Genomic DNA, 12,714 nt, shown 5'->3' with positions numbered 1-12,714 from the left:
GGGGGCAGGTCTAGGGTCGGGAACGCTTCCGAACCGAAGGCTCCTGCGCGATGACCCATCCCGTCGAAATCCGATTCCAGCCCCTTGCCGATGCCGACCTGTCCGCCCGCTCCGGCAGGCTGGTCCTGGTCCTGGATGACCGCGCGCAATTGCCCAAGGGCCTGCCGCAGGCCACCCGCAAGGCGCTGGGCCGCGCGGTCGCCGCGAAAGCCTGGGCCGACCTCAAGCCGGGCGCGGCTATGGAGATCGCCTTTCCCGCGGGCCTCGCCGCCGAGGCCGTGCAGCTGATCCGCCTGCCGCGCGGCGCGGATGCGGCCCTGGCCCGCAAGGCGGGCGCGGCCATTGGCGCGCGCATGGGCAAGGGCGAGGTGACGGTGGTCTGCGGCGCCCGCTGCCCGGTGTCCGAGCTGACGCTGGGCCTTGCGCTGCGGGGCTACGAGTTCTCGGCCTACAAGTCCTCGCCCCAGGCCGACGAGACGAAGCCGGCCGAGGACGTTCCCGCCGCCGAACCCCAGAGCGTCACCCACGGCACCGCCCCCGAGGCACGCCTGAGCGATGCCGCCGCTGTCGAGCCCGCGCCTGCTGACGAACCGCAGGACCAGCCTGCCGAGCCGCCGCAGCCCGAAAAGGCCCGTGTCACTGTCCTGTGCGACGACCCCGAGGCGGCTGCCCGCGACGCCCAGTCCGGCGCGGCCCTGGCCGAGGGCGTGTTCTTCACCCGCGACCTCGTGAACGAGCCCGCCAACGTCCTGACCACCACCGATTTTGCCGACCGCCTGCTGGCGATGCGCGAACTGGGCCTCGAGGTCGAGGTTCTGGTCGAGGAGGAGCTGACGCGCCTCGGAATGCGGGCGCTGCTGGCCGTGGGGCAGGGGTCGGAAAGCCCCTCCAAGGTCGTCGTGATGCGCTGGCAGGGCGGCGGGGAGGAAGCTCCCTTCGCGCTGGTCGGCAAGGGCGTCGTCTTCGACACCGGCGGCATCTCGATCAAGCCCGCGCAGGGGATGGAGGAGATGACCATGGACATGGGCGGCGCGGGCGTCGTCGCGGGCGTCATGCGGACGCTGGCGCTGCGCCGCGCCAGGGCCAATGTCGTGGGGTTGGTCGGGCTGGTGGAAAACATGCCTGACGGCCGCGCCCAGCGTCCGGGCGACATCGTGCGGTCCATGAAGGGCGACACGATCGAGGTCGTGAACACCGACGCCGAGGGGCGCATGGTGCTGGCCGACGTGCTCTGGTACGCGCAGGACCGCTTCCAGCCTGCGGCGGTGGTGAACCTCGCCACCCTCACGGGCGCCGTCATCATCGCGCTGGGCCATGACAAGGCCGGACTCTTCAGCAACGACGACGGGCTTGCGGGCGATCTTCTGAAGGCCGCCGACGTTGCGGGCGAGGGCCTATGGCGCTTGCCGCTGGCACCCGCCTATGACGACCTCATCAAGTCGCGGCTGGCGGACATGAAGAACTCGGGCGGGCGGCCTGCGGGCTCGATCACGGCGGCGCAGTTCCTGCAGCGCTTCATCCGCAAGGGCACGCCCTGGGCGCATCTGGACATCGCCGGCGTGACGCTGCCGCCCGGGGAAACGACGCTGGCGCCCAAGGGGCCGACCGGCTGGGGCGTGATGACGCTGGATCGCCTGATCCGCGACCGCTTCGAGGCGAAGTAAGGCCGCAGCAGCTTGGGCAACGCGCTGTTCTACCACCTGACGCGCTCGACCGCCGAGACGCTGGTGCCATCCCTCATTGCCAAGTCGCGGCAGGCGGGCTGGCGGGTGGAACTGCGCGGCGCCGAAGCCGCGCGGATGGCGCGGCTGGACGAGCTGCTTTGGCAAGGGGACGGCTTCCTGCCGCACGGACTGGCGGGCGGCCCGCATGACGCTATGCAGCCGGTGCTGCTGACGGTGGCGGGGCAGGGAACGGCCGGGGCCGACTGCCTGATCGCCATCGACGGGGCCGGGGTGGACCCGGCCGAATGCGCAACGGCGCAGCGCGTCTGCATCGTCTTCGACGGCAATGACGAAAGCGCGTTGAACGTCGCACGCAGCCAGTGGCGAATGCTCACGGGCGCGGGCGTCCCTGCGGAATACTGGTCCGAGGCCGGCGGGCGCTGGGAAAAGAAGCGCTGACGCCGCCCGTGCTTCAGCTAAGCCTTTGCCCGACCAGACAGTCTTTCTTCTTCGTCCAAGTATCCCGGGGGTCCGGGGGCTGGCCCCTGGCCGGCATCACCGTTCCAGCACCAGCATGCCGCCCTCGAACCCGACGCGGGCGAAGCGGCTGAGATAGTCCATCCCCAGAAGCGAGCGATCCACCTCGCCCCGGATCACGAGCGCGGGGACGTTCTCGTCCAGGATCTCGCCGATGGCGACGCTGTCCAGCCGGACGGTCGCGGTGGGCACCAGCCCGTTCGCCGTGCGGGCACGGCCGGCAAAGACCAAGCGGTCCAGGTCGATGCCGACCCGCTCGGCGTCACGCGGCCGCAGCGCGATCGAAGAGGCGCCGGTGTCCACCACAAAGCGCACGGGAACGCCGTTCAGCTCGGCCGTCAGGTGGAAATGACCGTCCGGTCCGACCGGCACCTCGATCCGCGTGGGGCTGACGACCGCCTGGCGCGGCAAGACGTCGCGCCGGACGTCCTCCCACAACCCGGCGGCAGCGACAACGGCGACGAAGATCAGCCCCCAGGCCACCACCGCGCGCAAGGCCGAGCCTGCGTCGCGGCGAAACTCGACCACCAGGAATCCGCCAAGCGCCACCAGCAGCAGCGCAAGAAAGACCAGGCGGGCAGGATCGGCGATCATGGGACGGGGCTCCTCGGTCACGGGGGCGTCGCGCCACATCTTGGGTGCGCGGGGGCCAAGCGCCAGTGCGGACCATCATTTTTCGGCGGGACGGCACCGGTCGCGCCCGGACGCGCGGCTGTGACTGCAAAAGGCCTTTCGGCGGCCGCGCGCTGTCCTTATATGCATCCAGGCGGCCGTCCGCAGACATCCGCCGCAGGGGCCCATCGGCCCGACAACGGAGAGAGACGATGCACGCACCTTCACCCATGGCGCTTCTTCTGATCGCCATTGTCGTCCTGGTCCTGTTCGGCCGGGGCAAGGTTTCGTCCCTGATGGGCGAGGTCGGCAAGGGCATCACCGCCTTCAAGCGCGGCGTTCGCGACGGTGCCGAGGAGATCGAGCGCCCGGTCGATACCCCGGCCGAGCGCGCTGCGGTGACGGCCGAGCATACCGCCGACGATCTCGAACTGCGCGCCGCCAAGGCCCGCGCCGAGGCCGACCGCATCCAGGCCGAGGCCGAGGCTGCCCGTGCCCGCCGGGCCGACGCGCTGCGCGACGTGACGCCGCGCGACGCCGACCGCCTGTAATCGGGCGGAACAGGCGGGCAAGCCATGTTGGATGTCGGCTGGACCGAGCTTCTGCTGATCGGCGTGGTCGCGCTGATCGTCGTCGGCCCCAAGGATCTGCCGGTGATGTTCCACGCGCTGGGCCGGATCACGGCCCGGGCGCGGGGCATGGCGCGCGAATTCTCTTCGGCGATGGAGGACGCGGCCAAGGCGTCGGGCATCCAGGACGCGACAAAGGACCTGCGCGACCTGCAGAAGATGACCAATCCGCGCGCCATGGGGTTGGACGCCCTGGGCCGCGCCGCCGACAAGTTCGAGAAGTGGGACCCGCTGCAGCCCGTGCGCGAGGCGGCATCGGCCGTCCCCGATCCGGCTGCGCCGCCGCCCGCCACGCCGCCCCAGGCCACGCCTGCGACACCCGCGCCTGCCGCTGCGGCTTCGCCTGCCACGGTGCCTGTCGCCAGTGGCGCACCGTCAGCCGAACCGCAGCCCGGCGCCCGGCGCCTGCACGCGGTTCGCCGCACTGACCGGAGCTGAGGCTTGGCCCAACGTCCTGACGACATCGACGACAGCTCGGCCCCCCTGATCGAGCATCTGGCCGAATTGCGCACCCGCCTGATCTGGTCGGTGCTGGCCTTCGTCCTAGCCGCGATCCTGTGCTATTTCGTGTGGCAGCCGGTCTTCAACTTCCTGACTCACCCGATCTGCGGGGCGCTGGCCAAGCGCGGGCAGGAATGCGGGCTGATCATGCTGAAGGTGCAGGAAGGCTTCTTCCTGGCCATGCAGATCGCCATGTTCGGCGGCTTCATCCTGGCCTTCCCGGTGATCGCCTATCAGTTGTGGCGCTTCATCGCGCCAGGCCTCTACCGTTCGGAAAAGCAGGCCTTTCTGCCCTTCCTCATCGCCTCGCCGGTGATGTTCGCCCTGGGCGCGGGATTTGCCTATTTCATCATCCTTCCTTGGGCCTTTGACTTCTTCCTCGGCTTCCAGAGCGGACCTCTGGCCCTGCCCGACGACCCGGCCCAGCCGGTGACGAGCGATCCCGAGATGGCGGGCATCGTCTTCCAGGGCTCGATCAGCGAATACCTGTCGCTGACGACCAAGTTCATCCTGGCCTTCGGCCTGTCCTTCCAGCTGCCGGTGGCGCTGACGCTGATGGGCAAGGCCGGGCTGGTGTCGGCCGCGGGTCTCGCGTCCATGCGGCGCTATGCGATCGTGCTGATCCTGGTGCTGGCCGCCATGGTGACGCCGCCTGATATCGTCAGCCAGATCGTGCTGTTTTCCGTGATCTATGCGCTTTACGAGGTGGCGATCCAGCTTGTGCGCCGGATCGAGGCCAAGCGCGAGGCGCAGTTGCGTGCAGAAGGGTTGTGGGTCGATGTTGATGACGAGTGATCCGGCGCTGACGCGCATCGCCGACGCGCTGGACCGTTTGTCGCCGCCGCCCGCTGCGCTTCCCAGCTTCACGGAAGCCGACGCCTATGTCTGGCACACCGGCCCCGACCGGCTGGAGCCTGTGCGCCGCGTGGCTCGCGTGCCGCTGGAGCAGCTTGTCGGCATCGACCGCGCCCGTGACACGCTGCTGGCCAACACCCTGCAATTCGCGCGAGGGCACGCCGCCAACAACGCGCTGCTGTGGGGCGCACGGGGGATGGGCAAGTCCTCGCTGGTCAAGGCGGCCCATGCCGAGGCCGTGGCGCAGGGCCTTCCCCTTGTGCTGGTCGAGATCAGCCGTGACGACCTTGACTCGGTCGGGCGGCTGCTGGCGATCCTCGGGGACAGCGACCGCCGCTTTCTGCTGTTCGCGGACGATCTTTCGTTTTCCAGCGACGACGCACAGTACAAGTCCTTGAAGGCGGTGCTGGACGGCGGCCTTTCGGGCCGTCCGCCGAACGTGGTGCTGTATGCGACCTCGAACCGGCGCCACCTGATGCCGCGCGACATGATCGACAACGAGCGCGCGACTGCCATCCATCCGGGCGAGGCGGTCGAGGAGAAGGTTTCGCTGTCCGACCGCTTCGGGCTGTGGCTCGGGTTCCACCCCTGCGGGCAGGATGAATATCTCGCCATGATCCAGGGCTATTGCGTGGCCTACGGGCTGCAGGTCGATCCCGCCACGCTGCGGGCCGAGGCGATCGAATGGCAGGCCACGCGCGGGGCGCGCTCGGGCCGCGTGGCCTGGCAGTTCTTCACGGATCTCGCGGGCCGCAAGGGGCTGGCGCTCTAGGCCGCTAACCGGGTGGTAAGGTTTGCCTGCGACAGTGGTGGCAGGAAACCACGGCGATTCGGACGGGCGATGCAGGGCGCGGCGGACAGCACGGATGCGACGGCGCGGGGCAGCCTGGTGCTGCGGCGCCATGTCGCTGCCCTGACCGCAGGGCGCCGCGCCATGCGATCGGTGGAGGAGGCTGCGCAGCCTTCCCCCGGCGCGCCTCTCCCGCGTTCGCCCGAGCGGATCATCGCGGGCGCAATCGGGCGCGCGGCCGAGCGGGTGCATGGCCTGCCCCTGTTCTTCGACCGTGTCGAAGTCCGGCAGGCCGGGCTGGCGGAACTTGGCGAGGTCCTGCCCGAGGCGGCGCTGATCCTCGTGGCCGAGGGCCCGGCCGAGGCCTTGGGCACGGTGGCGATCTGCCCGGGGCTGCTCGCCTAGGTGATCGAGATGCAGGCGGTGGGACGCGTCTCGTCGCGGGCCGTGCCGATGCGCCGTCCCACGCGGACCGATGGCGCGATCTGCGCCGATCTCGTGAACGCCTGCCTGTTCGAACTGGGCGACGAGCTTGCCGCGCTGCCGGGGTTCGAGGGGTTGCGCGGCTTCCGCTACGCCAGCTTCCTGGACGATCCGCGCCCCCTAGGCCTGATGCTTGAGGATACGGCCTTTCACCTGCTGTCGCTGAGGCTGCGGGCAGGGGATGCGGGGCAGCGCGACGGGCGCATGGTCATCGCGCTTCCGGTGGCCCCGGCGGCCCTTCGTCCTGCAGCAAGATCCGTGCTGCCTGAACCCGAGCCGAAAGGCCCGCAGCCCAGGGCGACCGGCGATGACCGGCCGAGGGACTCGCTGGCCGCTGCGGTCAGGTCCGTTCCCATAGATCTGGTCGGCGTCCTCTGCCGGCGCATGATCTCGCTGGGCGAATTGCGCGCCCTCTCCCCCGGCGACACGATCGTCCTGCCGGCCGACATCCTTGCCGCCGCAACGCTTGAGACGACGGCGGGGCAAGCCCTGTTCCGGGGCAAGCTGGGTGAGTTCGCCGGCCGCCACGCCTTGCGGCTGCTCGGGGGGAACGAAGCGAAGGCTCCGGCCGCGAGCGGCTGGACCGAGCACCAGCAGGCGCCGGTTCCCGCCCTGACGCATGAGCCTCCCATCGCCGATCTGGAGGACCCGGATGCCTTCCGGGAAAGCGAGGCCATGTCGCCTGTGCAGCCATCTGGGCTGATCTCGGAGCCCAAGGCTGCAGCAGTCGGCTAGGCAGTCCGAACTGCATTCTTCAGGTCTTCACCTGGAACAGCGGTTCGAACGACACGGAAGACGAGTGCCAAGGCGTCAGGCTGCGATGGCAAGCTGGCAGTTGGGGCTGCACTTTTCAGGTATTCCCCTGAGGACGGCCCTGCAAACGAACCGGTGGGCGAGTGCCGTCGCGACGAGGGGCGGCAGTTGCGGCTCTGGTCCTGCCTGTTCCTTTCCCTCTTACCCTGCCAAGGCGATCCGACCGCCGGGCAGGCGGATGACCCGGCCCTCGAGTTCCAGGTCGAGAAGGGCGGGGGCGAGATGGGCGGGCGGGATGCCGAGGTCGCGGATCACGCTGTCTTCCTCGGCGGGGGAGGGGCCGAGAAGGTCGAGCAACCGAACCTTCAGGTCGCTCCTGTCGGTAGGTGCAGACGCGACGTGAAGCACCCCCGGTTCTGCCGGCTTTCCGGCAGAACGACGGTGATCTGCGCGGCCGGTGTCCTCAGTTCCCTGAGCAGGTCTTCCCGGAAGGGCTCCTTCGGCCATGTCCCGTGTGGAAGGTCTGCGGGGGACCGACGACTTGTCCCCTGCCTCGCCTTGGCTGTGAAAGGCTTTACCAGTTGGCCGGTCCGCATCTGCCTGGTCCTCGAAGCGCAGCATCGCGCCACTGGCCTCAAGGGCTCCGATCACGTCCTCGGCATTGCGCACCAGCGTCGCGCCGTCGCGGATCAGGGCGTTGCATCCTGCCGCGCGGGCATCCAACGGATGACCGGGCACGGCCATGATCTCGCGCCCCTGGTCGGCGCCGCAGCGTGCGGTGATGAGGCTGCCCGAGCGATGGGCGGCCTCGATCACCACCACGCCCGCCGACAGGCCCGAAACGATGCGGTTGCGGGCAGGGAAGTGGCGGGCGACCGGCTCGATCCCGGGCGGCTGCTCGGTCAGAAGGCAGCCGTTCCCGATGATGCGGTCGGCCAGAGTGCGATTCTCGGCCGGGTAGATGACGTCGATGCCGCCCGCCATGACGGCGACCGTGCCCGCGTCGCAGCTTGCCTCATGCGCGGCGGTGTCGATCCCGCGCGCAAGACCGGCCGTTACCGTCAGCCCGGCCTCGGCCAGGCCCCGTGCCAGCCCCCGCGCCATCCGCAGCCCCAGCGAGGAGGCATTGCGCGCGCCGATCACCGCAATGGCGGGCCGCTCCAGCACCTCGATGCGTCCGCGCATCCACAGGACCGGGGGCGCGTCCGGAATCGTCGCCAGCAGGGGCGGATAGGCCGGGTCGTCGAAGCGGATCAGCCGCGCGCCCGCCCGTCGGCCGGCGGCAAGCTCGGCATGGGCCACCCCTGCGGGGCAGGGCTCGTAGCCCTTGATTCCCGCTTCGGCGGCGATGCGGGGCAGAGCCTCCAGCGCGGCCGCCGCGCTGCCATGCTCGGCCAGAAGGCGGTGAAAGGTCGCCGGTCCCACGCGGCGAGAGCGGATGAGGCGAAGGACCGCAAGGTCATCTTCCCTCGGGGTGGGTGGGGCTTCGGGGGTAAAGAGAGTAAATGATCGCGCCTGCAAAGCCGGTCCCTGCCTCATCCGCAAGGACGATCTCGCACGGGATTGGTTAAGATTCGGTTAGCCCCGCCCGGTCACGCCGCCGAGCCGCCGACCGTCAGCCCGCCGATCAGCAGCGTGGGCTGACCCACGCCCACCGGCACCCACTGGCCCTGCTTGCCGCAGTTGCCGACGCCGGGGTCCAGCGCGAGGTCGTTGCCGACCGCCCGGATCTGGCGCAGCGCGGTCGCGCCGTCTCCGATCAGGGTCGCGCCGCGAATCGGCTCTCCGACCTCGCCGTTCTTCACGCGATAGGCCTCGGTGCAGGAGAAGACGAACTTGCCGTTGGTGATGTCCACCTGCCCGCCGCCGAAGCCCACGGCGTAGATGCCGTCCTTCAGGCCCGACAGGATCGCCGACGGGTCGTCGGGCCCCGGGTCCATCATCGTGTTGGTCATGCGCGGCATCGGCGCATGGGCGTGACTTTCGCGCCGCCCGTTGCCCGTGGGCGCGACCCCCATCAGCCGGGCGTTCTGGCGGTCCTGAAGATAGCCCACGAGGATGCCGTCCTCGATCAGCACGTTGCGCTGGGGCGGCGTGCCCTCGTCGTCCACGGTGATCGAGCCGCGCCGGTCGGGCAGGGTGCCGTCGTCCACAACCGTCACGCCGGGTGCCGCGATCCGCTGGCCCATCAGTCCCGAGAAGGCCGAGGCCTTCTTGCGGTTGAAGTCGCCCTCCAGCCCGTGACCCACGGCCTCGTGCAGCAGGATGCCCGGCCAGCCCGGCCCCAGCACCACGTCCATGACGCCCGCGGGCGCCGGGACGGACCGCAGGTTGACCTGCGCGATCCGCAGCGCCTCGCGCACGAGGCCCTGCCAGTGCGAAGGCTCCATCAGGGCGGACAGACCGAATCGCCCGCCGCCACCTGCAGTTCCGGTCTCGCGCCGGGCGTTCGACTCGACGATCACCGACACGTTCAGCCGTGCCATGGGACGGATGTCGGACACGATCCCGCCCTCGGGGCGCAGGATCACGACCTCCTGCAGCGAAGAGGCGAGCGACGCCGTCACCTGCACCACGCGCGGGTCGAGGTCACGGGCAAAGGCGTCGATGTCGCGCAGGGTGGCGATGCGGGCGCCGAATTCGATGCCCCCGACCGGGTCGGCATTCGTGTAAAGCCGCGGCCCCGGGCCGGCGGGCGGGGGCGCCAGCACGCCGCCGCCGTTGCCCACGGCCAGCCGCGCCATCGCGGCGGCGTCGCGCAGGGCCTGTTCGGTGATGTCCGTGGAATGGGCGTAGCCCGTGACCTCGCCCCGCACGGCCCGCAGGCCGAAACCCTGCGAGGCGTTGTAGCCCGCGCTGCGCAGCCGCCCGTCGTCGAAGACCAGGCTTTCGCCGCGGGCGCGTTCCAGGAACAGCTCGCCATCCTCGGCGCCCGCCGTCGCGTCGCGCAGGACGGCAAGGGCCCGGTGGGGGTCGATCAGGTCGGCGAAGGGGTCGAAGCGATCACTCATGATTGCTACCGGAGGTAGGGGTTTTTTGGGGCCAAGTCGATAGCAATGGCTTGTCCGGTGGCGTCAGATGTGGTTGTGACAACATGACGCGATGGGGAGAGGGGGGCCGTCCGCGGCCGCCCCGACCGGACCCTGTCGAGACGCAGGACAGAACGGGAATCGACGAATGGCGAACTGGGCAAGGGGCCGCGTGACGGCAGGGCTGATGGCGGCGGGCCTCGTCGCGGCGAACCTGGCGATGACGGGCGCGGCGATGGCGCAGGATGTGCTGGGCGAGCTGCCGATCATCGGCAAGCCCGAGCCCGGCGCGATCGGGTTCCAGCCCGCGTCCAGCCCGCTGGCGCATGACCAGCAGTGGCTGGACCGCTTCGTGCTGTGGATCATCACGGTCATCACGATCATCGTCTGCCTGCTGATCCTGTGGTGCATCGTCCGCTTCAACCGCCGCGCCAACCCGGTGCCCGCGCGCTTCACCCACAACACCCCGGTCGAGGTCCTGTGGACGGTCACGCCGGTCCTGATCCTGCTGACCATCGGCATCTTCTCGCTGCCGGCGCTGTTCCGCCAGCAGGAAATGCCCTCGGACCCGGACCTCGTCATCAAGACCATCGGCCACCAGTGGTACTGGTCCTATGAATACCCGAACGACGGCATCGCCTTCGACGCGCTGATGCTGGCGCGCGAGGAACTGGGCGACTACGGCTATACCGAGGACGAATACCTTCTGGCGACCGACAACGCCGTCGTCGTTCCGGTCGGCGCGACCGTGCTGATGCAGGTGACGGCCACCGACGTGATCCATTCCTGGACGATCCCCGCCTTTGCCGTGAAGCAGGACGCCGTTCCGGGCCGCATCGCGCAGCTGTGGTTCGAGGCGGACAAGGAAGGCGTCTACTTCGGCCAGTGCTCGGAGCTTTGCGGCATCAACCACGCCTACATGCCGATCGTGGTGAAGGCCGTCAGCCAGGAGAAGTACGACGTCTGGCTGGCCGAGGCCCAGACCACCTTCGCCGCCGACGCTTCGGATCACCTGCCAGCCGCGCCCGTGCGGCTGGCCCAGGCGAACTGACCAGGGCGGTGAGCGACATCCGCGCATATGAGTCCTCGTCCCCCCGCATCGCGGCCGGGGGCGAGGGCGAGTTCGGCGATTATGTCGCGCTGCTAAAGCCGCGCGTCATGTCGCTGGTCGTCTTCACGGCCTTTGTCGGGCTGTATGTGGCGCCCGTGTCGGTGAACCCGGTGGTGGCTTTCGCCTCGGTGCTGTTCATCGCGCTGGGGGGCGGCGCCTCGGGCGCGCTGAACATGTGGTATGACGCCGACATCGACGCGGTGATGAACCGGACGCGCAAGCGCCCCGTTCCCGCAGGCCGCGTCAGCGCCGGGGAGGCGCTGGGAGTCGGGCTGTTCCTGTCGGGCCTGGCCGTGCTGATGCTGGGGCTGGCGGCCAACTGGTTCGCGGCCGCCTTCCTGGCCTTCACGATCTTCTTCTACGCCGTGATCTACACGGTCTTCCTCAAGCGATCGACGCCGCAGAACATCGTGATCGGGGGCGCGGCGGGCGCCTTCCCGCCGATGGTCGGCTGGGCCTGCGCGACCGGCGGCATCTCGATCGAGCCGCTGCTGATGTTCGCGCTGATCTTCTTCTGGACGCCGCCGCATTTCTGGGCGCTCGCGCTGTTCATGAAGGAAGACTACCACAAGGCCGGCGTGCCGATGCTGACGGTCACCCATGGCCGGACGGCCACGCGCCGCCACATCTTTGTCTATACGCTGGTGCTGGCGCCCTTCGCGGTCGCGCTGGGCCTGACGCCGGTCGGCGGGCCGCTGTACCTGTCGGTCGCGCTGGTGCTGAACGTGCTGTTCATCCGCGGCGGCTGGCAGATCCTGCGCCGGACCGAGGCGCAGGCGCAGGCCGATGACTACCGCACGGAAAAGGGTTTCTTCCGCCTGTCGCTGTATTACCTCGCGCTGCATTTCGCGGCGCTGGCGCTGCAGGCAACGGTGGGGACATGGTGATGGGACTGCAGACCGAACATGAACTGCACCGCCGCCGCAGCGGCCGCAACATCGGGCTGGGCATCGTGCTGGCCCTGTTCGTGGCGCTGGTCTTCACGCTGTCTGTGGTGAAGGTGCAGCAGGGCGGCCTGTTGCAGGGCTTCGACCACCGCCCGCCGGCCGCGGCGCCAGTGACGGCGGTGCCCGGCCCGGCTGCGAATCCGGTGGCCGCGCCCGGAACCCCCGGCGCGGACCTGCCGAACGCCCAGACCGCCCCGGTGCGGCCATGAGCGCCCATCCCGACGCGAATAAGCGCCTGGTCTGGCGACTGCTGGCCGTGGTCGTCGTGATGGGCGCGCTATCCTGGGTGGCGGTGCCCTTCTATTCCTGGTTCTGCCAGGTGACGGGCTTCGCCGGGACCACGCAGGTCGCCACGGAAGGCTCTGACCGCGTGCTGGACCGCACCGTGCGCGTCCGCTTCGACGCCAACGTCATGCCCGACATGGGCTGGACCTTCCGCCCTATGCAGCGCGAGATGACCGTCCGCCTCGGCGAGACCGCGATGGCCTATTACGAGGCCGTCAACGTGTCGGACCAAACCGTGACCGGCAGCGCGACCTACAACGTCGCCCCCGACGACGCGGGCTATTACTTCGAGAAGATCGAATGCTTCTGCTTCACCGAGCAGACGCTTGCCCCCGGGGAGCGGATCGAGATGCCGCTGACCTTCTTCGTCAGCCCCGACATGGTGGACAGCCGCGACGCCGGCCACATCCGCGACATCACGCTCAGCTACACCTTCTTCCGCCAGGACGCGCAGAAATCGGCCCGTGCCGATGTGGACGCAGCCCCGGCGACCGCCCTAAACTGAACGCCCACGACGA

Annotated in this window: 14 protein-coding genes and 1 pseudogene; 12 read left to right on the top strand and 3 right to left on the bottom strand. The window is 69.6% G+C overall.

The annotated features are described in order from the left end of the window. Positions 1–50 precede the first annotated feature (50 nt). On the top strand, positions 51–1,664 hold the full coding sequence (locus tag ACFFII_RS06545) for a leucyl aminopeptidase (RefSeq protein WP_377698074.1): 1,614 nt from the start codon (positions 51–53) through the stop codon (positions 1,662–1,664). 12 nt (positions 1,665–1,676) lie between these two features. Further along, entirely contained in the window at positions 1,677–2,123 is a 447-nt protein-coding gene (locus ACFFII_RS06540) for a DNA polymerase III subunit chi (RefSeq protein ID WP_377698073.1), read from the top strand. A 96-nt stretch (positions 2,124–2,219) separates the two neighbouring features. Here ACFFII_RS06540 and ACFFII_RS06535 read toward each other — a convergent pair whose 3' ends face one another. Beyond that, entirely contained in the window at positions 2,220–2,834 is a 615-nt protein-coding gene (locus ACFFII_RS06535) for a retropepsin-like aspartic protease family protein (protein ID WP_377698072.1), read from the bottom strand. A gap of 191 nt (positions 2,835–3,025) precedes the next feature. On the opposite strand from ACFFII_RS06535, the pseudogene ACFFII_RS06530 reads away from it, so the two are divergent. The 6 genes and pseudogenes from ACFFII_RS06530 to ACFFII_RS06505 form a co-directional block, all read left to right on the top strand. Next, positions 3,026–3,202: pseudogene (locus tag ACFFII_RS06530) on the top strand (twin-arginine translocase TatA/TatE family subunit); the annotation flags it as partial. 186 nt (positions 3,203–3,388) lie between these two features. Further along, on the top strand, positions 3,389–3,880 hold the full coding sequence (gene tatB / locus ACFFII_RS06525; protein ID WP_377698071.1) for a Sec-independent protein translocase protein TatB: 492 nt from the start codon (positions 3,389–3,391) through the stop codon (positions 3,878–3,880). Positions 3,881–3,883: 3 nt separating this feature from the next. Then, positions 3,884–4,738 carry a twin-arginine translocase subunit TatC gene (gene tatC / locus ACFFII_RS06520; RefSeq protein WP_377698070.1) on the top strand — a complete coding sequence of 285 codons (855 nt, stop codon included), beginning with the start codon at positions 3,884–3,886 and terminating at the stop codon, positions 4,736–4,738. Further along, positions 4,728–5,570 carry an ATP-binding protein gene (locus ACFFII_RS06515; protein ID WP_377698187.1) on the top strand — a complete coding sequence of 281 codons (843 nt, stop codon included), beginning with the start codon at positions 4,728–4,730 and terminating at the stop codon, positions 5,568–5,570. The genes tatC and ACFFII_RS06515 overlap by 11 nt, the downstream gene beginning before the upstream one ends. Positions 5,571–5,639: 69 nt before the next feature. Then, entirely contained in the window at positions 5,640–5,993 is a 354-nt protein-coding gene (locus ACFFII_RS06510) for a hypothetical protein (RefSeq protein WP_377698069.1), read from the top strand. Between the two features lie 9 nt (positions 5,994–6,002). Next, positions 6,003–6,806 (top strand): FliM/FliN family flagellar motor switch protein, encoded by an 804-nt coding sequence (locus tag ACFFII_RS06505; RefSeq protein ID WP_377698186.1) that lies wholly within the window; start codon positions 6,003–6,005, stop codon positions 6,804–6,806. 219 nt (positions 6,807–7,025) lie between these two features. Here ACFFII_RS06505 and dprA read toward each other — a convergent pair whose 3' ends face one another. After that, entirely contained in the window at positions 7,026–8,363 is a 1,338-nt protein-coding gene (gene dprA / locus ACFFII_RS06500) for a DNA-processing protein DprA (RefSeq protein ID WP_446686933.1), read from the bottom strand. 53 nt (positions 8,364–8,416) lie between these two features. Beyond that, positions 8,417–9,835, bottom strand: a complete 1,419-nt coding sequence (tldD, locus tag ACFFII_RS06495) for a metalloprotease TldD (RefSeq protein ID WP_377698067.1) — start codon at positions 9,833–9,835, stop codon at positions 8,417–8,419. Positions 9,836–10,001: 166 nt separating this feature from the next. Between tldD and coxB the strand changes: the two genes are divergently transcribed. From coxB to ACFFII_RS06475, 4 genes are read left to right on the top strand one after another with little or no spacing between them, the layout of a single operon-like run. After that, positions 10,002–10,904: a cytochrome c oxidase subunit II gene (gene coxB / locus ACFFII_RS06490; RefSeq protein WP_377698066.1), complete on the top strand. Its 903-nt coding sequence runs from the start codon at positions 10,002–10,004 to the stop codon at positions 10,902–10,904. 8 nt (positions 10,905–10,912) lie between these two features. Beyond that, positions 10,913–11,851 (top strand): heme o synthase, encoded by a 939-nt coding sequence (gene cyoE / locus ACFFII_RS06485; protein ID WP_377698065.1) that lies wholly within the window; start codon positions 10,913–10,915, stop codon positions 11,849–11,851. Next, on the top strand, positions 11,851–12,120 hold the full coding sequence (locus ACFFII_RS06480) for a cytochrome c oxidase system small membrane protein (RefSeq protein WP_377698064.1): 270 nt from the start codon (positions 11,851–11,853) through the stop codon (positions 12,118–12,120). The genes cyoE and ACFFII_RS06480 overlap by 1 nt, the downstream gene beginning before the upstream one ends. Then, the gene (locus ACFFII_RS06475) at positions 12,117–12,701 is read left to right on the top strand and encodes a cytochrome c oxidase assembly protein (RefSeq protein ID WP_377698063.1); all 585 of its coding nucleotides are present in this window, start codon (positions 12,117–12,119) and stop codon (positions 12,699–12,701) included. Before ACFFII_RS06480 ends, ACFFII_RS06475 begins: the two co-directional genes overlap by 4 nt. The last annotated feature ends 13 nt before the right edge of the window (positions 12,702–12,714 follow it).

This window comes from Paracoccus niistensis (assembly GCF_042432925.1).
Lineage (GTDB): Bacteria > Pseudomonadota > Alphaproteobacteria > Rhodobacterales > Rhodobacteraceae > Paracoccus > Paracoccus niistensis.
Note: the sequence above shows the minus strand (reverse complement) of the source record. Positions and strands in the feature narration are given on the sequence as shown.